The organism is Corynebacterium humireducens NBRC 106098 = DSM 45392, assembly GCF_000819445.1.
Taxonomy (GTDB): domain Bacteria; phylum Actinomycetota; class Actinomycetes; order Mycobacteriales; family Mycobacteriaceae; genus Corynebacterium; species Corynebacterium humireducens.
Map to the genome: position 1 here is coordinate 353,574 of NZ_CP005286.1, position 24,082 is coordinate 377,655.

General features: G+C 66.0%; 30 protein-coding genes and 2 pseudogenes. 23 read left to right on the top strand and 9 right to left on the bottom strand.

The window, feature by feature from the left end:
* Window positions 1-34: 34 nt before the first annotated feature.
* Both B842_RS01735 and B842_RS01740 read right to left on the bottom strand, forming a co-directional pair.
* Window positions 35-688, bottom strand: coding sequence for an anaerobic ribonucleoside-triphosphate reductase activating protein (locus tag B842_RS01735; protein WP_174520277.1), 654 nt, complete (start codon window positions 686-688; stop codon window positions 35-37).
* Complete coding sequence (locus B842_RS01740; RefSeq protein WP_245631372.1) at window positions 654-2,447, bottom strand: ribonucleoside triphosphate reductase; 1,794 nt, start codon at window positions 2,445-2,447, stop codon at window positions 654-656. The genes B842_RS01735 and B842_RS01740 overlap by 35 nt, the downstream gene beginning before the upstream one ends.
* Before the next feature lie 493 nt (window positions 2,448-2,940).
* Between B842_RS01740 and rpsL the strand changes: the two genes are divergently transcribed.
* The 6 genes from rpsL (at window position 2,941) to B842_RS01770 (ending at window position 9,018) form a co-directional block, all read left to right on the top strand.
* Entirely contained in the window at window positions 2,941-3,312 is a 372-nt protein-coding gene (gene rpsL / locus B842_RS01745; protein ID WP_040084824.1) for a 30S ribosomal protein S12, read from the top strand.
* A gap of 3 nt (window positions 3,313-3,315) precedes the next feature.
* Window positions 3,316-3,783, top strand: coding sequence for a 30S ribosomal protein S7 (gene rpsG, locus B842_RS01750; protein WP_040084825.1), 468 nt, complete (start codon window positions 3,316-3,318; stop codon window positions 3,781-3,783).
* Between the two features lie 325 nt (window positions 3,784-4,108).
* A complete protein-coding gene (gene fusA / locus B842_RS01755) occupies window positions 4,109-6,232 on the top strand; it encodes an elongation factor G (RefSeq protein WP_040084827.1) in 2,124 nt (707 codons plus the stop codon).
* Window positions 6,233-6,563: 331 nt separating this feature from the next.
* Window positions 6,564-7,754, top strand: coding sequence for an elongation factor Tu (tuf, locus tag B842_RS01760; RefSeq protein ID WP_040084829.1), 1,191 nt, complete (start codon window positions 6,564-6,566; stop codon window positions 7,752-7,754).
* Window positions 7,755-7,888: 134 nt separating this feature from the next.
* Window positions 7,889-8,296 (top strand): aspartate 1-decarboxylase, encoded by a 408-nt coding sequence (panD, locus tag B842_RS01765; protein ID WP_040084831.1) that lies wholly within the window; start codon window positions 7,889-7,891, stop codon window positions 8,294-8,296.
* Window positions 8,296-9,018, top strand: coding sequence for a hypothetical protein (locus tag B842_RS01770; RefSeq protein ID WP_040084832.1), 723 nt, complete (start codon window positions 8,296-8,298; stop codon window positions 9,016-9,018). The genes panD and B842_RS01770 overlap by 1 nt, the downstream gene beginning before the upstream one ends.
* Here B842_RS01770 and B842_RS01775 read toward each other — a convergent pair.
* From B842_RS01775 to B842_RS01800, 6 genes are read right to left on the bottom strand one after another with little or no spacing between them, the layout of a single operon-like run.
* Window positions 9,012-9,569: an Asp23/Gls24 family envelope stress response protein gene (locus B842_RS01775; protein ID WP_040084833.1), complete on the bottom strand. Its 558-nt coding sequence runs from the start codon at window positions 9,567-9,569 to the stop codon at window positions 9,012-9,014. The genes B842_RS01770 and B842_RS01775 overlap by 7 nt on opposite strands.
* Window positions 9,566-10,102 (bottom strand): DUF6286 domain-containing protein, encoded by a 537-nt coding sequence (locus B842_RS01780; RefSeq protein WP_052437675.1) that lies wholly within the window; start codon window positions 10,100-10,102, stop codon window positions 9,566-9,568. The genes B842_RS01775 and B842_RS01780 overlap by 4 nt, the downstream gene beginning before the upstream one ends.
* Window positions 10,092-10,520, bottom strand: a complete 429-nt coding sequence (locus B842_RS01785; protein WP_040084834.1) for an Asp23/Gls24 family envelope stress response protein — start codon at window positions 10,518-10,520, stop codon at window positions 10,092-10,094. The genes B842_RS01780 and B842_RS01785 overlap by 11 nt, the downstream gene beginning before the upstream one ends.
* Window positions 10,521-10,703, bottom strand: a complete 183-nt coding sequence (locus tag B842_RS01790; RefSeq protein WP_040084835.1) for a hypothetical protein — start codon at window positions 10,701-10,703, stop codon at window positions 10,521-10,523.
* Window positions 10,700-11,029, bottom strand: coding sequence for a hypothetical protein (locus B842_RS13880; protein WP_052437676.1), 330 nt, complete (start codon window positions 11,027-11,029; stop codon window positions 10,700-10,702). Before B842_RS13880 ends, B842_RS01790 begins: the two co-directional genes overlap by 4 nt.
* Window positions 10,995-11,432 carry an Asp23/Gls24 family envelope stress response protein gene (locus tag B842_RS01800; RefSeq protein WP_040084836.1) on the bottom strand — a complete coding sequence of 146 codons (438 nt, stop codon included), beginning with the start codon at window positions 11,430-11,432 and terminating at the stop codon, window positions 10,995-10,997. The genes B842_RS13880 and B842_RS01800 overlap by 35 nt, the downstream gene beginning before the upstream one ends.
* Window positions 11,433-11,987: 555 nt before the next feature.
* Here B842_RS01800 and rpsJ point away from each other — a divergent pair.
* The 12 genes from rpsJ (at window position 11,988) to B842_RS13925 (ending at window position 17,460) form a co-directional block, all read left to right on the top strand.
* Complete coding sequence (gene rpsJ / locus B842_RS01805) at window positions 11,988-12,293, top strand: 30S ribosomal protein S10 (protein WP_003848085.1); 306 nt, start codon at window positions 11,988-11,990, stop codon at window positions 12,291-12,293.
* A 29-nt stretch (window positions 12,294-12,322) separates the two neighbouring features.
* Window positions 12,323-12,979, top strand: a complete 657-nt coding sequence (gene rplC, locus B842_RS01810) for a 50S ribosomal protein L3 (RefSeq protein ID WP_040084838.1) — start codon at window positions 12,323-12,325, stop codon at window positions 12,977-12,979.
* The gene (gene rplD, locus B842_RS01815; protein ID WP_040084839.1) at window positions 12,976-13,629 is read left to right on the top strand and encodes a 50S ribosomal protein L4; all 654 of its coding nucleotides are present in this window, start codon (window positions 12,976-12,978) and stop codon (window positions 13,627-13,629) included. The genes rplC and rplD overlap by 4 nt, the downstream gene beginning before the upstream one ends.
* A complete protein-coding gene (gene rplW / locus B842_RS01820; protein ID WP_040084840.1) occupies window positions 13,629-13,934 on the top strand; it encodes a 50S ribosomal protein L23 in 306 nt (101 codons plus the stop codon). Before rplD ends, rplW begins: the two co-directional genes overlap by 1 nt.
* Window positions 13,935-13,957: 23 nt before the next feature.
* Window positions 13,958-14,794, top strand: coding sequence for a 50S ribosomal protein L2 (rplB, locus tag B842_RS01825; protein ID WP_040084841.1), 837 nt, complete (start codon window positions 13,958-13,960; stop codon window positions 14,792-14,794).
* A gap of 15 nt (window positions 14,795-14,809) precedes the next feature.
* The gene (gene rpsS / locus B842_RS01830) at window positions 14,810-15,088 is read left to right on the top strand and encodes a 30S ribosomal protein S19 (RefSeq protein ID WP_040084843.1); all 279 of its coding nucleotides are present in this window, start codon (window positions 14,810-14,812) and stop codon (window positions 15,086-15,088) included.
* Between the two features lie 2 nt (window positions 15,089-15,090).
* Complete coding sequence (gene rplV / locus B842_RS01835) at window positions 15,091-15,453, top strand: 50S ribosomal protein L22 (RefSeq protein ID WP_040084844.1); 363 nt, start codon at window positions 15,091-15,093, stop codon at window positions 15,451-15,453.
* Window positions 15,453-16,199, top strand: coding sequence for a 30S ribosomal protein S3 (gene rpsC, locus B842_RS01840; RefSeq protein ID WP_040084845.1), 747 nt, complete (start codon window positions 15,453-15,455; stop codon window positions 16,197-16,199). Before rplV ends, rpsC begins: the two co-directional genes overlap by 1 nt.
* Window positions 16,200-16,201: 2 nt before the next feature.
* Entirely contained in the window at window positions 16,202-16,618 is a 417-nt protein-coding gene (gene rplP / locus B842_RS01845; RefSeq protein WP_040084846.1) for a 50S ribosomal protein L16, read from the top strand.
* Complete coding sequence (gene rpmC, locus B842_RS01850) at window positions 16,618-16,848, top strand: 50S ribosomal protein L29 (protein ID WP_040084848.1); 231 nt, start codon at window positions 16,618-16,620, stop codon at window positions 16,846-16,848. The genes rplP and rpmC overlap by 1 nt, the downstream gene beginning before the upstream one ends.
* A 2-nt stretch (window positions 16,849-16,850) precedes the next feature.
* Window positions 16,851-17,135 carry a 30S ribosomal protein S17 gene (gene rpsQ / locus B842_RS01855; protein WP_040084850.1) on the top strand — a complete coding sequence of 95 codons (285 nt, stop codon included), beginning with the start codon at window positions 16,851-16,853 and terminating at the stop codon, window positions 17,133-17,135.
* 148 nt (window positions 17,136-17,283) lie between these two features.
* Window positions 17,284-17,460, top strand: coding sequence for an adenylyltransferase/cytidyltransferase family protein (locus B842_RS13925; protein ID WP_248700185.1), 177 nt, complete (start codon window positions 17,284-17,286; stop codon window positions 17,458-17,460).
* On the opposite strand, the pseudogene B842_RS01860 reads toward B842_RS13925, so the two are convergent.
* Window positions 17,447-18,585, bottom strand: a pseudogene (locus B842_RS01860) (ISL3 family transposase); the annotation flags it as partial. The gene B842_RS13925 and the pseudogene B842_RS01860 overlap by 14 nt on opposite strands.
* Window positions 18,586-18,710: 125 nt before the next feature.
* On the opposite strand from B842_RS01860, the gene B842_RS01865 reads away from it, so the two are divergent.
* From B842_RS01865 to B842_RS01885, 5 genes and pseudogenes are all read left to right on the top strand, one after another.
* Complete coding sequence (locus tag B842_RS01865) at window positions 18,711-19,949, top strand: IS256 family transposase (protein WP_040084852.1); 1,239 nt, start codon at window positions 18,711-18,713, stop codon at window positions 19,947-19,949.
* Between the two features lie 93 nt (window positions 19,950-20,042).
* A pseudogene (locus B842_RS01870) lies at window positions 20,043-20,336 on the top strand (helix-turn-helix domain-containing protein); the annotation flags it as partial.
* A gap of 190 nt (window positions 20,337-20,526) precedes the next feature.
* Window positions 20,527-22,137 carry an efflux RND transporter periplasmic adaptor subunit gene (locus B842_RS01875; RefSeq protein ID WP_082028336.1) on the top strand — a complete coding sequence of 537 codons (1,611 nt, stop codon included), beginning with the start codon at window positions 20,527-20,529 and terminating at the stop codon, window positions 22,135-22,137.
* Between the two features lie 14 nt (window positions 22,138-22,151).
* Window positions 22,152-22,808 carry an ABC transporter ATP-binding protein gene (locus tag B842_RS01880; protein WP_061241406.1) on the top strand — a complete coding sequence of 219 codons (657 nt, stop codon included), beginning with the start codon at window positions 22,152-22,154 and terminating at the stop codon, window positions 22,806-22,808.
* Entirely contained in the window at window positions 22,805-24,070 is a 1,266-nt protein-coding gene (locus B842_RS01885; RefSeq protein ID WP_040084860.1) for an ABC transporter permease, read from the top strand. Before B842_RS01880 ends, B842_RS01885 begins: the two co-directional genes overlap by 4 nt.
* The last annotated feature ends 12 nt before the right edge of the window (window positions 24,071-24,082 follow it).

Sequence of the window (24,082 nt, forward strand, 5' to 3'; positions counted from 1 at the left end):
GGAAAAACACGTTCGACAGGTTGAGACACGGGGGTCAGGCGACCCGGTGGTGGCCGTCGGCGTCGACGCCGCGGGCGTACTGCACGACCAGCTCATGTCCGGCATCGCGGACCCGCGCCCGCAGTTCCGGCAGCTGTCGTTCGAGGAGGGAGCCCGGCCACACGGTGGTGCGCACCTGGACCTCGACTCCGGCGGCGGTCACCACGTCGAGGGACTCCCACATCCGCCGGGCGGTGGCGGGCGTGCAGCCGACGACGCCGGGAGTGGAGGCCGGCAGCCCCTTGACGTCCAGGCCTATCCAGTCGGGGCGCGTGGTGGGCTCGGCGAGCAGGGCCGCCAGCCGGGTGGGGGAGTATCCGCTGGTGTGCAGGCCCACGGGGAAGCCCCGGGCACGGGTCGCGGCCACCGCCGCCCCCAGCCCGCGGTGGACGGTGGGTTCGCCCCCGGAGATGACCAGGCCGTCGAGGAGTCCCCGGCGGGTGTCGAGGAACTCCAGCACCCCGGGGAAGGACACCTCCCCACCGCGGAACGCCTGCAGCGTCGGGTTGTGGCAGTAGCGGCAGGACAGCGGGCAGCCCTGCGTGAAGACGGTGGCCGTGAGGAGCCCCGGCCAGTCGGTCGCGGAGAAGGGGATCACCCCGGCGACGGGCAGGTCAGGCACGGGTCGGGTCGAAGTAGACGCGCTCACGGAACTCCCCCTTCTTGCCGGTGTTGAAGCTGCTCACCGGGCGGAAATAGCCCATGACGCGGGTCCACAGCTCGGTGGGCTCCCCGCAGTCGGGGCACGCCGGGTGCTCGCCGGAGAGGTAGCCGTGGGTGGGGCAGACGGAGAAGGTCGGGGTGATGGTGAGGTAGGGCAGCCGGAAGGTGGACAGGGCCCGGCGCAGCAGCGTGGCGCACGCCTCCCCGGACTCCAGGGCGGCTCCCATGTAGAGGTGCAGCACCGTGCCGCCTGTGTACCTCGCCTGCAGGTCCTCCTGGGCGGCGAGCGCGGCGAAGGGGTCCGGGGTGTGCGACACCGGCAGCTGCGTGGAGTTGGTGTAGTACGGCTCCTCGTCGGTGCCGGCCTGCAGGATGCCGGGGTAACGCTCCCGGTCGGCGCGGGCGAGGCGGTAGGTGGCGCCCTCGGCGGGGGTGGCCTCCAGGTTGTAGAGGTGCCCGGTCCTCTCCTGCGCCTCCACGAGCAGGGTGTTGAGGTGGTCGAGCAGCCGCCCGGCCAGGGCGTGGCCCTGCGGGTCGGTGATGTCGTAGGCGTCGCCGGTGAAGTTGCGGATCATCTCGTTGCAGCCGTTGACGCCGATCGTCGAGAAGTGGTTGTCGAGGCCGGGCAGCCAGCGTGCGGTGTAGGGGTACAGGCCGGCGTCGAGCTGCTTCCCGACGAACGCCCGTCGCCGCTCCAGCGTGTCGACGGCGAGGTCGACGAGTCGGGTGGTGGCGTCGAGAAGCGCCTGTTCATCGCCGGCGTGGACGTGGCCGAGGCGGGCGCAGTTGAGGGTGACCACGCCGATGGAGCCGGTCAGTTCGGCGGACCCGAACAGCCCGTTGCCGCGGGCGATCAGTTCCCGCAGATCGAGTTGCAGGCGGCAGCACATGGAGCGGATCATGCCGGGGTCGAGGTCGGAGTTGAGGAAGTTCTGGAAGTAGGGCAGACCGTAGCGGGCGGTCATGTCGAAGAGCGCGCGGGCGTTGGGGGAGTCCCAGTCGAAGTCCGCGGTGATGTTGTAGGTGGGGATGGGGAAGGTGAAGGGGCGGCCGTCCGCGTCGCCGGCGCCCATCACCGCGATGAAGGCCCGGTTGATCAGGTCCATCTCCTCCTGCAGGTCCCCGTAGGTGAAGTTGACGGGTTCGCCACCGATGAAGGGGTACTGGTCGCGCAGGTCCGCGGGGCAGACCCAGTCGAAGGTGAGGTTGGTGAACGGTGTCTGCGTGCCCCACCGGGAGGGCACGTTGAGGTTGAACACGAACTCCTGGAGGGTCTGCTCGACCTGCTCGTAGGTGAGGGAGTCGAGGCGCACGAACGGCGCCAGGTAGGTGTCGAAGGAGGAGAAGGCCTGCGCACCCGCCCACTCGTTCTGCAGGGTGCCGAGGAAGTTGACGATCTGCCCGCACGCCGAGGACAGGTGCCGCGGAGGGGTGGAGGAGATGGTGCCCGGCACCCCGCCGAATCCCTCGGCCAGCAGCTGGCGCAGCGACCAGCCGGCGCAGTAGCCGGAGAGCATGTCGAGGTCGTGGATGTGGAGATCGCCCTCCCGGTGGGCGCGGCCGGCGTCCGGGTGGAAGACCTCGTCGAGCCAGTAGTTGGCGACCACTTTCCCGGAGGTGTTGAGGATCAGCCCGCCCAGGGAGAAGTCCTGGTTGGCGTTGGCGTTGACGCGCCAGTCGCGGCGGTCGAGGTACTCGTCGATGGTGGTGGCGGGGGAGATGGAGGCGCGCGTCAGGGGAGTCATGACCTCCACCATAAGTTGGAATTACCCCGTTGTAACTCTCGCTAATGAGTTTCATAGCCACATGGTGTGGTGTGTTGCGGGCGGCCGCACCACTACATGTTGTGTCACGCCGTGGGGTGCTTCCGGTGGCCACCCACAACATGTGGGCCGGGGAGGGGCCGGAATCGCGTCCCCCCGATCGGGTGACCGGCGGGTGATCGTGCCTCCCCGGACGTCCCGGGTGCCCGGGGAGGAAGGTGGCGTCGAAAAGGGGATTTGGGGATGGGGAGGGGATTCCGGTAACGTGCACGGAAGTCCCACGTCTCCATGGTGGGAGCCTGAACTTCCTCCCGGTAGGCCAGCGAGAGCGGCTGACTGGGTTACGCACGTTTAAAAGCGAGACCGGAGAAACCCGGCCCCGCACCAGGTGTGCGGGTGTCAGGCGAAATCAACTTCCGAAGTCTCTCGGTCGGCTCATCCGGCCGGATAAGCCGATCAACACAGAAAGACGGTTATGCCCACTATTCAGCAGCTGATCCGCAAGGGTCGCCACTCCAAGGCAGCGAAGATCAACTCCGCTGCCCTGAAGGGTTCCCCGCAGCGTCGCGGCGTGTGCACCCGTGTGTACACCACCACCCCGAAGAAGCCGAACTCCGCTCTGCGTAAGGTCGCCCGTGTGCGCCTGACCACCGGCATCGAGGTCTCCGCCTACATTCCGGGCGAGGGCCACAACCTCCAGGAGCACTCCATGGTGCTCGTCCGTGGCGGTCGTGTGAAGGACCTCCCGGGTGTCCGTTACAAGATCGTCCGCGGCACCCTCGACACCCAGGGTGTCAAGGACCGCAAGCAGGCCCGCTCCCGCTACGGCGCCAAGAAGGGACAGTAAACAATGCGTAAGAACCGTGCAGTCGTTCGTCCCGTCGTCAAGGATCCGGTCTACAACTCCGAGATCGTGACCCAGCTGGTCAACAAGGTCCTCCTCGACGGCAAGAAGTCCACCGCCGAGCGCATCGTCTACGGTGCCCTCGAGGCCTGCCGCGAGAAGACCGGCACCGACCCGGTCGGCACCCTCGAGAAGGCTCTGGGCAACATCCGCCCGGACCTCGAGGTCCGCTCCCGCCGCGTGGGTGGCGCCACCTACCAGGTTCCGGTTGAGGTCCGCCCGGGCCGCTCCAACACCCTGGCTCTGCGCTGGCTCGTCACCTTCACCCGTCAGCGTCGCGAGAACTCGATGGTTGACCGTCTCGCCAACGAGATCCTGGATGCGTCCAACGGTCTCGGTGCTTCCGTGAAGCGCCGCGAGGACGTCCACAAGATGGCCGAGGCCAACCGCGCCTTCGCCCACTACCGCTGGTAGTAGCAGGAAATCACACCACGATGGCCCAGCACCCTGTCGCACTCCTCCGTCCCTCACCGTCCTGCCGCGTCTCCACTGCGGCCGGCCGGCCGGGGCGGGTCTGAGGCGACTCGTTGTTGGGCCACTGGTGTCTTTCCGGGTGGGCCGCGAGGCGCACCCACTGAGCTAGACCACTGATTGACGTACACTTGGATGTCGGCGAATTTCGTCACTGACGGGTGCCAGCACGGCCAATCAATGGCAGTATTGAACAAGAACTATCCACCGACGGCGTCCCAGGCGTACAACGCGCGGGCGTCCAAGATCTACAAGTTGGGGTAAGACTGTGGCACAAGAAGTGCTTAAGGACCTGAACAAGGTCCGCAACATCGGCATCATGGCCCACATCGATGCCGGTAAGACCACCACCACTGAGCGCATTCTCTTCTACACCGGTATCAACCGTAAGGTCGGCGAGACCCACGACGGTGGCGCCACCACTGACTGGATGGAGCAGGAGAAGGAGCGCGGTATCACCATTACCTCCGCTGCGGTCACCTGTTTCTGGGACAACAACCAGATCAACATCATCGATACCCCGGGTCACGTCGACTTCACCGTCGAGGTTGAGCGTTCCCTGCGCGTTCTCGATGGCGCCATCGCCGTCTTCGACGGCAAGGAGGGCGTCGAGCCGCAGTCCGAGCAGGTCTGGCGTCAGGCCACCAAGTACGACGTCCCGCGTATCTGCTTCGTCAACAAGATGGACAAGCTGGGCGCTGACTTCTACTACACCGTCGGCACCATCGTCGACCGCCTCGGCGCCAAGCCGCTGGTCATGCAGCTGCCGATCGGCGCTGAGGATGACTTCGACGGCGTCGTCGACCTCGTCGACATGAAGGCCCTCACCTGGCGCGGCAAGACCGAGATCGGCACCGAGGCCACCGTCGAGGAGATCCCGGCCGACCTGCAGGAGCGCGCCGAGGAGTACCGCGAGAAGCTGCTCGAGACCGTCGCAGAGTCCGACGAGGAGCTCATGGAGAAGTACTTCGGCGGCGAGGAGCTGACGAAGGAGGAGATCCAGGGCGCCATCCGCAAAATGGTCGTCAACTCCGAGATCTACCCGGTCTTCTGTGGCACCGCCTACCGCAACAAGGGTGTCCAGCCGCTGCTCGACGCCGCTGTCGCCTACCTGCCGAGCCCGCTGGACGTCGGCGAGGTCATCGGCTCCGCCGTCAACAACGAGTCCGAGAAGATCACCCGTAAGCCGTCCACCGACGAGCCCTTCTCCGCTCTGGCCTTCAAGATCGCCGCTCACCCGTTCTTCGGCAAGCTGACCTTCGTGCGCGTGTACTCCGGTCGCGTCGTCCCGGGTGACCAGGTCATGAACTCCACCAAGCAGAAGCGCGAGCGCGTCGGCAAGCTCTTCCAGATGCACGCCAACAAGGAGAACCCGGTCGAGGAGGCACTCGCCGGCAACATCTACGCGTTCATCGGCCTGAAGGACACCACCACCGGTGACACCCTCTGCGCCACCGATGCACCGATCATCCTGGAGTCCATGGACTTCCCGGACCCGGTCATCAAGGTCTCCATCGAGCCGAAGACCAAGGCCGACCAGGAGAAGCTGGGCGTCGCCATCGGCAAGCTCGCCGAGGAGGACCCGACCTTCACCGTCGAGCTGGACGAGGAGTCCGGCCAGACCGTCATCGGCGGCATGGGCGAGCTCCACCTCGACGTCCTCGTCGACCGCATGAAGCGCGAGTTCAAGGTCGAGGCCAACGTGGGTGCCCCGCAGGTCGCGTACCGCGAGACCATCCGCAAGCCCGTCGAGAAGCTCGAGTTCACCCACAAGAAGCAGACCGGTGGCTCCGGCCAGTTCGCGAAGGTCATCATCGGCATCGAGCCCTACGCTCCGGCCGAGGAAGAGCTCGAGGAGGGCCAGTCCCCGCTGTACCACTTCGAGAACGCCGTCACCGGTGGCCGCGTCCCGAAGGAGTACATCCCGTCCGTCGACGCCGGTATCCAGGACGCCATGCAGTACGGCTTCCTCGCCGGCTACCCGCTGGTGAACATCAAGGCCACCCTGATCGACGGCCAGTACCACGAGGTCGACTCCTCTGAGATGGCGTTCAAGATCGCCGGCTCCCAGGCTCTGAAGGAGGCTGTCGCCAAGGCGAAGCCGGTCCTGCTCGAGCCGCTGATGGCCGTCGAGGTCATCACCCCGGAGGAGTACATGGGTGACGTCATCGGTGACATCAACTCCCGCCGCGGCCAGGTCAACGCCATGGAGGACCGCTCCGGCGCCAAGGTCGTCAAGGCCAAGGTCCCGCTGTCCGAGATGTTCGGCTACGTCGGTGACCTGCGTTCCAAGACCCAGGGTCGTGCGAACTACTCCATGGTCTTCGACTCCTACGCTGAGGTTCCCTCCAGCGTCTCCGAGGAGATCATCGCTGAGCGCACCGGCGCTTAAGCTCCCCCGGTGAACCCCTCCCACCGAGGCCTGCCGACGTCCCCGTGCCGACGTCGGCGGGCAGGGTGGGGAACACCAAACACGGAGGGTAGCGGCTGCGCTGAGCAGACACCCCAGGGTGTGTGCTGAGCCGGCCGTTACCCACCGTGAGATCCCGGATCGGGTCAGCCGGCCGCGGTTTGAAAAAACGGCGGTGTAAATCTAGGATCGTGTAACTGGCACATTGTGAAACGCCATCCGGCGCGCCCTGAATCAGGTCGTACCGGCATGGTGACTGTCAACCACGTGGCTGCGAAGGTCGTAGCCACCATGAAGTCCAGGAGGACATACAGTGGCAAAGGCGAAGTTCGAGCGTACGAAGCCCCACGTCAACATCGGCACCATCGGTCACGTTGACCACGGCAAGACCACCACCACCGCCGCCATCACCAAGGTTCTGGCCGACGCTTACCCGGACCTGAACGAGTCCTTCGCCTACGACGCCATCGACAAGGCGCCGGAGGAGAAGGAGCGTGGCATCACGATCAACATCTCCCACGTCGAGTACCAGACCGAGAAGCGTCACTACGCACACGTTGACGCCCCGGGTCACGCCGACTACATCAAGAACATGATCACCGGTGCCGCTCAGATGGACGGTGCCATCCTCGTGGTCGCCGCCACCGACGGCCCGATGCCGCAGACCCGCGAGCACGTGCTGCTGGCCCGCCAGGTCGGCGTCCCGTACATCCTCGTCGCCCTGAACAAGTGCGACATGGTCGACGATGAGGAGATCATCGAGCTCGTCGAGATGGAGGTCCGCGAGCTGCTGGCTGAGCAGGACTACGACGAAGAGGCTCCGATCATCCACATCTCCGCTCTGGGCGCCCTGAACGGCGAGCAGAAGTGGGTCGACTCCGTCCTCGAGCTCATGCAGGCCTGCGATGACTCCATCCCGGACCCGGAGCGCGAGACCGACAAGCCGTTCCTGATGCCGGTCGAGGACATCTTCACCATCACCGGTCGTGGCACCGTCGTCACCGGCCGCGTCGAGCGCGGTCAGCTGAACGTCAACGACGAGGTCGAGATCATCGGCATCAAGGAGAAGTCCACCACCACCACCGTCACCGGTATCGAGATGTTCCGTAAGCTTCTCGACTACACCGAGGCCGGCGACAACTGTGGTCTGCTGCTCCGCGGCATCAAGCGTGAGGACGTCGAGCGCGGCCAGGTCATCATCAAGCCGGGCGCCTACACCCCGCACACCGAGTTCGAGGGTTCCGTCTACGTCCTGTCCAAGGACGAGGGCGGCCGCCACACCCCGTTCTTCGACAACTACCGTCCGCAGTTCTACTTCCGCACCACCGACGTCACTGGTGTCGTGAAGCTGCCGGAGGGTGTCGAGATGGTCATGCCGGGCGACAACGTCGACATGTCCGTCACCCTGATCCAGCCGGTCGCCATGGACGAGGGCCTGCGCTTCGCTATCCGCGAGGGCTCCCGCACCGTCGGCGCTGGCCGCGTCACCAAGATCATCAAGTAAGTCACCTTACTGATCTGACCTGAAGGGTCCGGAGGGGTTCATCCCCGCCGGGCCCTTCGGCGATTCAGAAGGTTACGCAAACGTAACCGTCCACCCCTTTGGTAAAAGCGGGTGGTGCAGGTATCTTCTTACGCATGCTCAAGACCATCCTGGGGGCCAAGATCCACCGCGCCACCGTCACGCAGGCCGACCTGAACTACGTCGGTTCCGTCACGGTGGACGCCGACCTGCTTGCTGCGGCCGGACTCATCGAAGGTGAGAAGGTCGCGATCGTGGACGTCACCAACGGTGCACGTCTCGAGACCTACGTCATCACCGGTCGACCCGGTACCGGAGAGATCTGCATCAACGGTGCCGCCGCGCACCTCATCCACCCGGGTGACATCGTCATCCTCATCTCCTACCTGCAGGCCACTCTCGAGGAGGCCCTCGAGTACGAGCCGCGCATCGTCCACGTCGACGAGAACAACCGCATCGTCGCCCTGGGCAACGACATCGCGGAGGCCGTCCCGGGCTCCGACTGCGTCTCCGCCCGCTTCTGATGCAGGACCCCCTGCGCATTCCCGGCGTCCTCGCCGCGGTGCAGCGGGTGTGGGAGGGGCAGCCCGACCTGTCGTTGCCGACGTTGTTCGGCATCCTGTCCAACCGGGGTATCGGGTGGGGCGCCACCGATGAGGACCTCGTGCGTGAGCTCGGGGTCCTCGCGCGTGTCCACCCCGGGGAACTGCCGCTTGTCGACGCCCGCGTCACCGCCCGTTACCTCCTGCGCACGGAGTCGCCGGAGCACCGCGTCATGGTCGACCCGTGGCGCGTCATCGTCCGCCGTCCGGGGGTGACGGCGCAGCCGGGTGTGTGGTCCTACGCCACGCTGCGGCCCGCCTTCGTCGGCGGTCCGCTGGTGGTCACCTCGCAGGAGGGCATCGACCACCGTCTCGGGGTGCTCAGCGGGATCACGCTTCTCGACGCCGCCCCGTCCGCCACCGTCCCGTCCCTGTGCGGGGTACAGCGCCGCGACCGGGGCGACGCGGTGCACCTCATCTCCCTCGCCGACGACTCGACGGTGCTGCTCTCCCACGGCCTGGAACGTTTCGTGGCCGGCCGCCGCAGCCTCGACCGGGAGGAGAGGACGTGGGAGTCCCTGGTGCAGTGCCGTCCCGGGGTGCCCCTGGTGGTGCAGCCGCCGGGAGGGGGCCCGCCGGTGGAGTACGCCGCGGTCCAGGAGATCCTGTCCGTCGAGGACGCCCCCTGGTCGGAGGATCACTGATCCGCGGGCAGCAGGTGCAGCCGGTACTCCGTGGTGACGGTGATCCCCGGGGTGGCGGCCCGGAACTCCTTCTCCACCTGCTCGAGGGTGTCGCGCAGGGCGGGGATGTCCGCGCCTGGTCGGGCACGGACCGTGATGGTCATGGTGGGGCGGTCCCAGTAGCGGGTGACGCTGTGCAGCACGGAGTCGACGCGGGGGTGCTCCTCCAGCTCCCGGGCGATGGCCCCGGCCAGCGTCGCCAGGTTGAGCTCGATGGTGCCCGCGGTGCCGGACGCCGGTGACGTGACCCGGCTGACGCGGTAGCGACGCAGATTGAGGGCGATGAGCCAGCCCCCGAGCACGGCGCTGACCACCAGGAGGCCGGCGAGCAGCCAGTCGAACCAGGGCTGTTCCGGGGCGGCGCGCCACGCGGGGAAGTCGATGAAGTCGGTCAGCCGCTGGGACAGGGGCAGGTCGAGGTAGAGCCCCACCGCCCAGGACCCGCCGGCCAGGATGAGCAGCCCGACGGCGAGGACGACCAGCCGGTTGAAGTAGTTGATCCGCCGGTTCACCGCTGCTCCCCGCTCTCCGCGAGCGGCCGCTGCCGCACCTGGAGCGTGAGGCCGACGCCGAGGGAGTCGAGGAGGGGGGTGAGGGCGGCGTCGACAAGCGGGGCGAGGTCCTCCCGGTGGCCGGTGACGGAGACGTGGGCGGTGTCCCCGCTGACGTGGCTGGCCGCGGAGGCGACGCCGGGGACCGTGCGGGCGGCGGCGCAGAGCATGCGGGAGACGTCGACGGGGCGCATCCACACGGGGGCCGTGGACTGGATGCGCCGGTGGGTGCGGGTCCGCGGACGGAAGGCGCTCCACACGAGCAGCAGGCCGAGCAGGGCGGCGATCACGCCCGTCGGCAGCATCCAGGGCTGGTAGGTGGCGTTGCCGATGGTGCGGAAGATCGGGTCGGCCCACGGCTCCCAGTCGATGGAACGGGAGTTGCGCAGCCAGATCTCCCGGCCGCAGAGGACGGCGACCACGAGCAGCGCGAGGCCGATGAGGATCGCGACGTAGCGGGCCAGGGGAGTGGCGCGGGGGATGTCAGCGGACACGGCGCCTCCCCACCGTCACGGGACGCAGCCGCACCGGGGCGGGCGTGGTCACGGGGCGCAGGCTCGGGTGCGTCGGATGGGCGGCGACCAGCCCGGCAGTCACCGGACGCCCGTTGACTACCGGACCGACCACGACGTTCACCCGCGTGACGGTGAGGCCGGTCATGTCCTCCACGGAGTGCGCGATCGTCGTGCGGACGGCCTCCGCCACCGCCGTCACCGGCGAGGGCCACACCACCGCGATGAAGGCCTCGATGGAGCAGGTGCCGGCGGCGTCGTCGACGACGACGTCGTAACGCGGGTAGCTGCGGCCCGCGATCCGCTCCAGGCTGCGCCCCAGCTCCGTGGTGCCCGGGACCGACGCCGCGGCGACGGCCACGATGCGGGACACGGCCTTCTCGGTGATGCGTAGTGCCATCTAGTCCTGCCCCCTGACCGCCCGGGACAGTGCCCGCAGGTCGATGCGGCCGTCGAGATGGGCGCCGATGACGCCGCCCAGCCCGCCGAGGACGAGCGCCAGGAGCAGGCCGGTCCACCCGCCGAGGATCGCGGCGAAGGCCAGGGCCAGGCCGAGCATGACGCCGGTGCGGGTGTGGTTCACGGGGTGCCTCCCGTCGCGTCGGCGAAGACGATGTCGAGGTGCGGTGGGGCGTCGGCAAGTTCCTGCGTGACGACGCCGCGCACCTCCGCCGCCACCTCCGCCAGCGGCCGCGCCGCAGAGAGGTCGACGACGAGGTGCACCTCGAGGACCTCCGGGGTGTGCCGCAGGCCCACGACACGGTGCCGGGGATAGAGGAGCGCGACCTCCCCGAAACGTCCCGGGTGCAGACCGGCGACGCCCGGGATGCCACGGAGGCGGGCGGCGAGCCGGTCCGCGACCGTGCGGTCCGGCCTACTGGACGCGGGACGCGTGATCTGCGTGGACATCGGGCTCCTCCTCCGGGCCGCCCTCGAGGTGGACGTCGTGGACCGTGACGTTGACCTCGGTGACCTCCAGGCCCGTCATCCGCTCCACGGCGGTGATGATGTTGGAGCGGATCGCCTCCGCGAGGTCGTGGATGGCGACGCCGTACTCGGCCACGATCGACACGTCCACCGCCGCCTGCTTCTCACCGACCTCCACGTGCACGCCCTGCTGGATGTTCGCCCCGCCGGCGAAGGACTCACGGAAGGCGCCCACCATGCGGGCCCCGGTGCCTCCGAGGGCGTGCACCCCCGACACCTCGCGGGCGGCGAGCCCGGCGATCTTGCCGACCACGACATCCTCGATGCGGGTCACGCCACGGCTGCCCGTGATGGTGAGGTCAGACGGGGGATGCGGCTCCGACATGATGTGACTCCTACGACAAACGGGGCGGTTGGGTGATCTCCATACTAGTTCCGGTCGAGGGGGTTTGTTTTCGGCGCCGTGACGTGCTTTAATACATGGGTTGCTTTAACACGACATGACCACGGGTGCAGCCCGGGAGGCCATCGTCGCTGGTGAGGCAAACATGACACCTTCGTCAGACGGTCCGTCAGGGCTGGCTGGGAAGGCTCCGTAATCGGGTCAAGGTCACCTACAAGGTTCGACATACCCGAGCGCGGAGACCGGAGAAGGGGCATGGCAAATAAACAGCGGCAGTACACGTAAGGGCCCACGCTTATCGCGAGATATACGTTCCCTTCCACTTGACTACGGGTCTTGTACCCCGTCAGGAGCACTTCCGGTTGCGTTGTTTGTCGGTTCGACATGAACAGCCCCGGACACCTCCCGGCCAGTCATGGCAGTCAGTAACTGGCGTTGCGCCCAGGCCCCATAGCCCGGACAACGTTATAGAGAAATCGAGAAGCGAATTCCCACCGCTCCATCAGGGATGTGGGACAAGCGAGGAAGAGGATAAGCGTGGCCGGACAGAAGATCCGCATTCGGCTTAAGGCCTACGACCACGAGGCGATCGACGCATCCGCTAAGAAGATCGTCGAGACCGTCACCCGCACGGGTGCCCGCGTCGTCGGCCCGGTGCCGTTGCCCACCGAAAAGAACGTGTACGCCGTTATTCGTTCTCCCCACAAGTACAAGGATTCTCGCGAGCACTTCGAGATGCGCACCCACAAGCGCCTGATCGACATCCTCGACCCGACGCCGAAGACGGTTGATGCCCTCATGCGCATCGATCTTCCGGCCAGCGTCGACGTGAACATTCAGTGATCGACGAAATACTTGGCGGAGAATAAATAATGAGTGAAAACGAGATCAAGGGCATTCTGGGCACCAAGCTCGGCATGACCCAGGTCTTCGACGAGGAGAACCGGGTCATCCCCGTCACCGTCGTCGAGGCCGGGCCGTGCGTCGTGACCCAGATTCGCACCAAGGACATCGATGGCTACAACGCCATCCAGATCGCCTACGGCGAGATCGACCCGCGCAAGGCCAACAAGCCTGCCGCAGGTCACTTCAAGAAGGCCGGCGTCACCCCGCGTCGCCACGTGACCGAGATCCGCATGGACGACGTCTCCGGCTACGAGGTCGGCCAGGACATCACCGTCGAGATCTTCGACGGCGTCAAGTTCGTCGACGTCACCGGCACCTCCAAGGGTAAGGGCTTCGCCGGCGGCATGAAGCGCCACGGCTTCGCCGGCCAGGGCGCCGCCCACGGCAACCAGGCCGCTCACCGTCGCCCCGGTGGCATCGGTGCCGCTGCTACCCCGGGTCGCATTTTCAAGGGCAAGCGCATGGCTGGCCGTATGGGTACTGACCGCGTCACCACCCAGAACCTCAAGGTTCAGAAGATTGACGCCGATGCCAACCTGCTGCTCATCAAGGGCGCAATCCCGGGTAACCGTGGCGGCATCGTGACCGTTAAGACCGCAGTGAAGGGCGGTGCTCACGCATGACCAATCTGAAGCTCGACGTCCACACCGCTGACGGTAAGACTGACGGCCAGGTTGAGCTGCCGGCCGAGATCTTCGACCGTGAGGTGTCCATCGCTCTGATGCACCAGGTCGTCAACGCCCAGCTCGCCGGCGCCCGTCAGGGCACCCACTCCACCAAGACCCGTTCCGAGGTCCGTGGTGGTGGCCGCAAGCCGTTCCGCCAGAAGGGAACCGGTCGCGCCCGTCAGGGTTCGATCCGCGCTCCGCACTTCACCGGCGGCGGCATCTCGCACGGTCCGAAGCCGCGCGACTACAGCCAGCGCACCCCCAAGAAGATGAAGGCCGCCGCACTCGCAGGCGCCCTGACCGACCGCGCACGCAACGCTCGCATCCACGTGATCACCGAGCTCGTTCCGGGTCAGACCCCGTCGACCAAGTCGGCACGCACCTTCATCGAGCGCCTGACCGACCGCAAGTCGGTTCTGCTCGTCGTCGGCCGCGAGGACCTCAACGCCCGCCGCAGCGCCAACAACCTGCCGGGTGTCCACATCCTGGATGCCGGCCAGCTGAACACCTACGACGTCCTCAACTCGGACGACATCGTGTTCTCCGTTGAGGCGCTGCACGCCTTCATCAACCGCAACGCTGTTGCGGACCAGGAGGAGAACTAATGGCAAAGATCGCCAACCCGCGTGACATCATCATCGCGCCGGTCGTCTCGGAGAAGTCCTACGGCCTGATGGAGCAGAACGTCTACACGTTCCTCGTCGACCCGACCTCCAACAAGACCCAGATCAAGATTGCCGTGGAGCAGATCTTCGGCGTCAAGGTGGACTCCGTGAACACCGCGAACCGCGAGGGCAAGCGCAAGCGCACCCGCACCGGTTACGGCCAGCGTAAGAACACCAAGCGCGCCTACGTCACGCTCCGTGAGGGCAGCGACTCCATCGACATCTTCGGCGGCTCCGCCTCCTAAGGGTCGAGAGAAAAGGACACATTATGGCTATTCGTAAGTACAAGCCGACAACCCCGGGTCGCCGTCAGAGCTCCGTCTCCATGTTCGACGAGATCACTCGTTCGACCCCGGAGAAGTCTCTGCTGCGCCCGATCCACAAGACCGGTGGCCGCAACGTGCACGGCCACATCACCACCCGTCACAAGGGTGGCGGACACAAGCGTCGCTACCGCGTCATCGACTTCCGTCGCAACGACAAGGACGGCGTGCTGGCCAAGGTCGCTCACATCGAGTACGACCCGAACCGCACCGCCAACATCGCTCTGCTCCACTACTTCGACGGCGAGAAGCGCTACATCATCGCCCCGAAGGGTCTCAAGCAGGGCACCATCGTCGAGTCCGGCGCCAACGCCGACATCAAGGTGGGCAACAACCTGCCGCTGCGCAACATCCCGACCGGTACCACCATCCACAACGTCGAGCTGAAGCCGGGCGCCGGCGCCAAGCTCGCACGTTCCGCTGGTGCGTCCATCCAGCTGCTGGGTAAGGAGGGCACCTACGCGGTCCTGCGTATGCCGTCCTCCGAGATCCGCCGCGTCGACATCCGCTGCCGCGCAACCGTCGGCGAGGTCGGCAACGCCGAGCAGATCAACATCCGCTGGGGCAAGGCCGGCCGTATGCGCTGGAAGGGCATCCGCCCGTCTGTCCGTGGTGTCGTCATGAACCCGGTCGACCACCCGCACGGTGGTGGCGAGGGCAAGACCTCGGGTGGTCGCCACCCGGTGTCGCCGTGGGGCCAGAAGGAAGGCCGCACCCGCAACCCGAACCGCTACTCCAACAACATGATCGTGCGTCGTCGCCGGTCCAACAAGAAGCGCTAAGAGGAGGTTAACGATATGCCACGCAGCCTTAAGAAGGGCCCGTTCGTCGATGAGCACCTCCTCAACAAGGTGGATGCTCAGAACGAGGCCGGCACCAAGCAGGTCATCAAGACCTGGTCCCGCCGTTCCACCATTCTCCCGGACTTCATCGGTCACACCTTCGCCGTCCACGACGGTCGTAAGCACGTGCCGGTGTTCGTGGACGACTCCATGGTCGGTCACAAGCTGGGCGAGTTCGCACCCACCAAGACCTTCAAGGGTCACGTCAAGGACGACAAGAAGGGACGTCGATAGCGATGAGTGACACCATCACCTCCGCACGCGCGACGGCCAAGTACGTCCGCACCTCCTCGATGAAGGCTGGCCGCATCCTGGACCTGGTCCGCGGCAAGTCCGTCTCCGAGGCACTCGCGATCCTGAAGTACGCTCCGCAGGACGCTGCCAAGGCCATCGCCAAGGTGGTCGCCTCCGCAGCTGCCAACGCCGAGAACAACTTCGGCCTGGACCCGCGCACCCTGGTCATCTCCGAGGCCTACGCCAACGAGGGTCCGACCATGCGTCGTTTCCAGCCGCGCGCTCAGGGCCGTGCTTTCCAGATCCGCAAGCGCACCAGCCACATCACTGTTGTGGTTGAGAGCCAGAAGGAAGGGGCCAAGTAGTGGGCCAGAAGATTCATCCTCACGGCCTCCGGCTGGGCATCACTTCCGACTGGAAGTCCCACTGGTTCGCCGAGCAGAACTACGCTGATTACGTCGCCGAGGACATCAAGATCCGTGAGTTCCTGTCCACCGGACTGGAGCGCGCCGGAATCGCCGATGTCGTCATCGAGCGCACCCGTGACCGCGTCCGCGTCGACATCCACACCGCCCGCCCGGGCATCGTGATCGGTCGTCGCGGTGCTGAGGCCGACCGCATCCGCCGTGAGCTCGAGAAGCTCACCGGCAAGATGGTCGCCCTCAACATCCTCGAGGTCAAGAACATCGACGCGAACGCGACCCTGGTCGCGCAGTCCGTCGCCGAGCAGCTGGTCAACCGTGTCGCGTTCCGTCGCGCCATGCGTAAGGCCATCCAGTCCGCCATGCGCCAGCCGCAGGTCAAGGGCATCAAGGTTGTCTGTGCGGGTCGTCTCGGCGGTGCCGAGATGGGCCGTATCGAGCGCTACCACGAGGGTCGCGTTCCGCTGCACACCCTGCGTGCCGAGATCGACTACGGCACCGCAGAGGCCCACACCACCTTCGGCCGTATCGGCGTCAAGGTGTGGATCTACAAGGGTGACGTCGTCGGCGGCCGTCGCGAGTCCGAGATCAACGCACCGGCCGAGCGCCGGGGACGCGGTGACCGCAACGCACGCCCGCGTCGTGGCGGCCAGCGTCGTCAGCGCGCCGAGCAGAAGCAGGAGGGTTAAGAATGCTTATCCCCAAGCGCGTGAAGTTCCGTCGCCAGCACCGTCCGCACCGTTCGGGCATCTCCAAGGGCGGCAACAAGATCAGCTTCGGTGACTACGGCATCCAGGCTCTCGAGCCGGCCTATGTCACCAACCGCCAGATCGAGTCGGCCCGTATCGCCATCAACCGCCACGTCAAGCGTGGTGGCAAGGTCTGGATCAACATCTTCCCGGACCGCCCGCTGACCCAGAAGGCACTCGGTGTGCGTATGGGTTCCGGTAAGGGCCCGGTCGAGAAGTGGGTCGCCAACGTCAAGCCGGGTCGCATCCTCTTCGAGATGTCCTACCCGGATGAGGCAACCGCCCTCGAGGCTCTGCGCCGCGCCGGCCAGAAGCTGCCCTGCAAGGTCCGCATCATCAAGAAGGAGGACCAGTACTAATGGCAACCGGTACCCCTGCTTTCGAGTTCCGCGAGCTTGATGCCGCGGAGCTGGAGAACCGCCTGAACGAGGCCAAGGAAGAGCTGTTCAACCTGCGCTTCCAGCTGGCCACCGGTCAGCTGACCAACAACCGCCGCCTTCGCACGGTCAAGCGCGACATCGCCCGCATCTACACTGTCATCCGCGAGCGTGAGCTGGGCCTGTCCGTCGTTCCGGGAGCTGAGGCTTAATCATGAGTGAGGCAAACGTGAACGAGAACAAGAAGGAGAAGGGCGCTCGCAAGATCCGCACCGGCTACGTGGTTTCTGACAAGATGCAGAAGACCATCGTCGTCGAGCTCGAGGATCGCAAGCAGCACGCCCTCTACGGCAAGATCCTGCGCACCAACTCCAAGGTGAAGGCGCACGACGAGGACGAGATCGCCGGCATCGGCGACCGCGTCCGCATCCAGGAGACCCGTCCGCTGTCCAAGGACAAGCACTTCCGTCTCATCGAGATCGTCGAGAAGGCCAAGTAGGCTCTCACCGCCTACCGCCCGAAGACCCCCGCCCCCGGAACCCTGTTCTGGGGGCGGGGGTCTTTCTGCTGCAGTGAGACTCTCGTCACAACTGAGTCGTGTTAATGTGTCGTTAACTTGATGCAGTAAGGCTGAGGGGTTGTTTGGCGTGAGTGAACAGCAGATCCCGAATCAGACTCCCCGGGTCGGATACGTACCCGGTGGCTTCGACATGCTGCACGTGGGACACATCAACGTCCTCATCGCCGCCCGTGATCTGTGTGACTACCTGGTCGTGGGAGTGGCCACCGACGAATCCGGCTCTTCACGATTTAGAGTGCGTTGATCCTGGTTTGCAGCTGCCCGGAGTGAATCAGTGACCGCAAGATGTAGTGGTTGAGGTTCCTGAACCCCGGGGCGATGCCGCGCAGGTGCTCGAGCCGTCCGTTGATCGCCTCGACCGGCCCGTTGGATGCGCCGATATCGAAATAGGCGAGGATGTCCTCACGCCGGCGCCACAAGGTGCGCCCGAGTTGGGCGAGCTCCTCCAGCCCGGCGGGTAGTCCCTTACGAATGCTGTTGATCACCCTGCTCATCAGCTTCTTTCCCTCCGATTTCTTCGGATGCCCGTACGCCTGGATCATGTCCTGGTAGAACATCCAGGTGACCTCGAGTGCGACGTACTCATCGTCGGTGGCCCACAACAGGTCCAGTCGCTGTTTCTGCCGCTGCGTGAGGTAGTTCGTGCGGGTCAACAAGGTCCGGCGGTGCTTGTACAACGGGTCGTCCTTGCGTCCACGACGCCCGGTGGTCTCCCGTTGCAGTCGCTGCCGGCACCCGCTGAGCTTCCCAGCTGCCAGATGGATTACGTGAAACGGATCCATCACCTTGGTTGCGTCCGGGAGGACCTGGTCCACGGCGCAGGCATAGCCGGCAAACCCGTCCATGGTCACCACCTGCACCTGCTGGCGGAACTTAGGGTCGCGTTCCTGCAGCCACGTGCGCAGCACTTCCGCGCTTCGTCCGGAGCGGATCTCCAGCAGTCGGGCAGGCCCACGCCCATCCACCAGCGGGGTGAGGTCGACGAGGATGGTCACCAGGTTCGACGGTTCCGTGGGGCGACGGGTGTGTTTCCAGACGTGCTCGTCGACGCCGAGGATGCGCACCCCGTCGAGGTGGTGCGGGTTGTCGTAGACGAGCTTACGGCAGGCATCGAGTGCCACCTGGTTGACCAGCTCCCACCCGATACCCAACGCTTTGGCGGTGGCGGACACGCTCATCCGGTCGATCGCCAGTCGCTGGAGGATCCAGCGGGTGACCCGGTGGGTGAGCTTCGCACCGTCATCGGCACACGTCAGGGAGGCCTGGAAGATCTTCCTGCCGCAGGCTGGATAGCTGCAGGTGAACCTCGGGGGACGCGCACGTGCAGACGGGTGGGAAACCCGACGACGGGAAGGTCGACCAGGGGCCGGACGGGTGACGTCCGTTAGCGTGGTGTATCTGTAACTGCCGGTGAGGACCCCATGGAAGATGTGGGCGACCACCGCAGTACCTTTCGAATCAACTCCTACATCTCCTCGAAAGGGACAACCCACGATGGCCGCTGGCCCCCATCATATCGACCCGACCACCTACCTCGACGACCTACTGTCTCAAGCCTCCCCGGACCTGATGAGACAGATGCTGCAGAATTTCATCAACCAGATCCTGTCCACCCAGGCCGACCAGATCTGCGGCGCCGATTACGCCACCACATCCGAGTCCCGCACCAACGTCCGCAACGGCTACCGCCACCGAGACCTCGACACCAGAGTCGGCACCATCGACGTCGCCGTGCCGAAACTACGCACCGGTTCCTTCTTCCCGGACTGGCTGCTGGAACGACGCACCCGGGCCGAACGGGCCCTGACCACCGTGATCGCCACCTGCTACCTCAAAGGCGTGTCGACCCGCAGGATGAACGACCTGGTCGCCAGCTTGGGGATCAACAATCTCTCGAAATCACAGGTCTCAGAGATGGCCAAAGATCTTGATCAGATGGTGGAGGATTTCCGGACCCGCCCGTTGGATTCTGGCCCGTATCTGTATGTTTCCTGCGACGCGTTGACCATGAAGGTCCGTGAAGGCGGGCGGGTGGTCAAGACCTCCGTCCTGCTGGCCACCGGCGTCAATGCCGAAGGCTATCGGGAACTACTCGGTATGCAGGTCGCCACCTCGGAGTCGGTGGCCTCCTGGACCGGTTTCTTCCGCGATCTCAAGGCCCGGGGCCTGGACCAGGTGTACCTGGTCACCAGCGACGCGCACCTGGGGATCCAGCACGCCATCGGCGAGGTGCTGCCCAACGCCTCCTGGCAGCGGTGCCGCACGCACTTCGCTAAGAACCTCTCCGGGCTGGTGCCCAAGACGCAGTGGCCGACGTTGTCGGCGATGTTTCAGACGATCTTCCAGCAACCCGATGCCCAGGCTGTGTGGGATCAGGCACGGGAGGTGGTGGGCTTCTGTGAGCAGAAGTTCCCGCATGTCGCGGACTACCTCGAGGAGTCCCTCGACGAGCTGCTGGCTTTCACCCACGCCCCGAAGGCGGTGTGGACGAAGGTGTGGTCGAACAACCCGACCGAAAGGCTCAACCGGGAGATCCGCCGGCGCACCGACGTCGTCGGGATCTTCCCCAACCGCGAGGCCGTGGTCCGCCTCGTGGGTGCCGTGTTGGCGGAGCAGCACGATGATTGGATCCAGCAGAAGCGCTACATGTCGCTGACGAGCCTGGAGCAGACGAAGGCGATGATGGCTGCCCACCTCATCGATGCCGGCGAAGCCACTCAGGAGGTCGCATGAGCCAGTCTCACCATCGGGCTCGTGCCGGTCCCTGACACCGTCATGCTGCTTGTTTTATCGAAAGGCAGATACACCACTCCCGCGGACTTGACCTACGTCGCCCGGCGTACCGAGGAGGGGTTGTCGAAAAGGGAGATTATTCGCTGCCTGAAGCGCGCGATCGTCCGGGAGATCTACCGGGTCATATGCACCAGGCGCAGTACGCCACAGCCCAGGGATCTTCGTCGGGATGAGTTGAAAGAACTGCGTATCGCGAAGCATCTCACCCAGGTGGTTGTAGCGAAGCATCTGGGGTGTGCCCCGGCGAGGATCAGTGACATCGAGACTGGAAAACGTCCGTTGACGGAATTAGCATCGGCCTACGAAAAATTTCTGAAAAGCGCTTGACACAATATAGGAGCATCGCAACCCGAAGAGCCCGAAAAGGGGAGACCTTAGGCCGATATAACCGCACGTAGGGGCATATATTCTGCAAATTGGCCCACGGGGGCGTTGGCGCCTCTGTCGGGAAACCTTCAGGGGAATATCCGGGGATACCCTGAGGCTCTGGGAGTCATAGGCCGTTACACTAGTTGCTGTGAAAAGTCTTACCTTCTCCCGTCTCTCTGACCGTCGTGTACTGCTGGCCCTCGGCGTGGTCCTGCTGCTGGCCCTCGGCGCAGCCGCCTGGGGGATCCTGCGCCCCGGGGCGGGCCCGGTGCTGGCCGCGAACGAGGTCACGGAGCTGCGGCCCCGGGAGGTGGTCTCGACGGTGCCGGTGACCGCCACGGTCGAGTCCCGGCACTCTGTGGCGCTGTCGACGCACCTCAGCGGTGCGGTGGAGGCCCTGCACGTGCGTGTCGGCGATCGGGTGCAGGAGGGGCAGGTCCTCGCGGAGATCGACGTCTCGGGGGTGCAGAAGGAGATCGACACCCAGCTCTCCCAGCAGCTGGCCACCGACGCCGCGAACCTCTCCGCCGTCGAGAACGCCCAGCTGCAGCACCAGCACCTGCAGGACTCGGTGAATCAGGGACTCAATCCGCAGATCACCGCGGCCGAGGCGGCCCTGAGGCAGGCGGAGTCCCAGTACACGGAGGCCGAGGAGGCCTTCGCGGTGAAGCGCGCCAACGTCGAACAGGGGGCGGAGGCTGAGCTGCACTCGCAGGCGACCGCCGTCGACAATGCCCGACGGGACGTCTACTCGGCGGCCCTGGACGCCGCGCGGGCCGGCATGGCCACCGTCAACACCGCCCTCGCCGCCGACGCCGACGCCGTCTCCCCGATCCTCGGTGAACTGCAGGCGGACCACCGCTACGACAGCGCCGACAAGTCCCTCACCACGGCGCAGGAGAGCTACGACCTCACCCTGCGCCGCCTCGACCAGGAGCTGGCCAACCAGCAGCGGGCCGTCGCCCAGGCCTTCGCCGCCCGGACCGAGGCGGCCGTCGCCCTGGAGGCGACGAAACTCGGTGTCCAGCAGCAGCTCGACACCAGTGCCGCCGCCGTGGACCAGGCCTGGCGGGGCATGGCGGCAGCGCAGTCGGCCGCCGGCCAGTCCGTGAGCCGCCTGCGCGTGGACATCTCCGCGCGGGAGGCGCGGGCCCCGATGGCGGGGGTGGTCACCGCGGTGGGGGCGAAGCAGGGGACGGCCGCCACCGGACCGCTGTTCACCATCGCCGACCCCGAGCGCCTCATTCTGCGTTCGAACGTGAAGGAGATCGACGCCGCGAAGATCTCCGTCGGTGACGAGGTCACCTTCACCACCCCCGGCACGGGGACGAAGAGGTACACCGGCCGCGTGCTCAGCGTGTCGCCGGTCGCCCAGGCCCCCGCGGCCGGCGCCGGTGAGTCCGGCGGGCAGTCCCCGCGCCCCGAGTTTCCGGTGGAGATCGAGGTGACCGGTGACGTGGAGGGTCTGCGGATCGGTGGCAGCGCGAAGGTGCAGATCGTCACCGACAAGGAGACGAAGGGGCTGGCCGTGCCACGGGAGGCGCTTCTCGACGACAACGGCAGCCACCACGTCCTCGTACTGCGTCCGGTCGACGGTGGGCACGAGGTGACGAAGGTGCCGGTGACCATCGGCATCCTCACCGACCTCGAGGCCTCCGTCAGCGGCGTGGAGGCCGGTGACCTGGTGCTCAACCAGGCGGCGAATCACCGGGACTCGGTGGGCCAGCGGGTGAACGTCGAGAAGCAGGCCGATCAGTGACCGCACTCATCGAGATGCGGGACATCGTCAAGACCTTCAACATCGGCACCCCGGCGGAGATCACGATCCTCCACGGCTGCGACGTCACCGTCGAGGAGGGCGAGTTCGTGTCCGTCATCGGCGCCTCCGGCTCCGGCAAGTCCACGCTCATGAACATCATCGGCCTGCTCGACCGGCCGACCTCGGGCACGTACAGCCTCGCCGGGACCGACGTCCTCGGCATCTCGGACGACCAGCTGGCCCGGTTCCGCAGCCAGAAGATCGGCTTCGTGTTCCAGAACTTCAACCTCATCGGGCGTATCGACGCCCTCCGCAACGTCGAGATGCCCATGATGTACGCAGGCGTCCCCGCGCGGGAGCGGCAGGAGCGGGCCCGGGAACTGCTTGAGCTGGTGGGCATGGGGGACCGGACCGGGCACCTGCCCAACGAACTGTCGGGTGGACAGAAGCAGCGCGTCGCCATCGCCCGTTCCCTGGCGAACTCACCTGACCTGCTGCTCGCCGACGAACCGACCGGTGCCCTCGACTCCGCGACCGGACGCCTGGTCATGGACCTCTTCCACGAACTCCACCGGGACCACGGCATGACCATCATGTTCATCACCCACAACCCGGAACTCGCCGAGGAGACCGGGAGGATCATCACCATGAGGGACGGACTCATCGCATGAGCATCTGGGAATCCGTGGGGCTCGCCCTGGGCAGCCTCCGCACGAACAAGATGCGTTCGATGCTCACGCTGCTCGGCGTCATCATCGGCATCGCCGCCGTCATCGCCATCATGACCCTGGGCAAGGCGATGCAGACCCAGACGATGAAGAGTCTCGAGCAGTTCGGCGTCAACGACATCACCCTGCAGGTCCAGTCCCGTGACGAGGATCAGGAGTCGGCCGGACCGGTGTTCTCCGCCGTCACCGTCGAACCCTCCGCGCAGATCACGCCCGACATGGTCGACGAACTGTCCCGCCGCTTCGCGGACCGCGTCAGCGGCGTCTCCCTTGAGGCGGGCAGCCACACGGGCAAGCTCACCCGGGGGCTGGCCACCGGGCAGGCGCGGGTGAGCTACGTCAACGCCGACGCCGTGAGCATGAACAACCACACGCTGTCGGCGGGGCGTCTCCTCTCGGCCGATGATGTGGCCGGTGACCGGGCGGTGGCGGTCATCTCGCCGGAGATCGTCCAGAGGTTCTTCAACGGTTCCCCGCAGCAGGCCATCGGCCAGGACCTCGACGTGGAGATCGACGGACAGTACCTCTCCCTCCAGGTGGTCGGGGCGTACGCGCCGGCCGGGCAGCAGTCCGTCCTCGTCGGCTCCATGGAGGAGGCGCTGGTGTACGCGCCCTACCCGTTGGAGTCGCGTATCTCCACCAAGGCGACCGGCAACGTCGACTCCGTGCGGCTGCGCGTGGCGCCGGACGTGGAGGTGGAGTCCCTCAAACGGGACATCCAGGCGTGGGCCGACGTCCGCTACGACGACAACCCCGACTACCGCGCCAAGGTGCTGGACATGAAGAAGGAGGTCGAGCAGCTCAACCAGACGATGAACATGATGAGTGTCGCGATCTCCGCCATCGGCGGCATCTCGCTCCTCGTCGGCGGCATCGGTGTCATGAACATCATGCTCATCACCGTGACCGAGAGGACCCGGGAGATCGGTGTGCGCAAGGCACTGGGCGCCACACGCCGGCACATCCGCACCCAGTTCGTCGTCGAGGCGATGATCGTGTGCCTCATCGGCGGCGTCATCGGTGTGGTGCTCGGCGGTGGACTGGGCATGGTGGGCGCGAAACTGCTGGGTCAGTTCGTGCTGCCCCCGGTGGCGGTCGTCATCGTCTCCCTGCTCTTCGCCCTCGGCATCGGCCTGTTCTTCGGCTACTACCCGGCGAACAAGGCCGCCAAGCTCGACCCCATCGAGGCGCTGCGCTACGAGTAGGCCGTCCCGCCC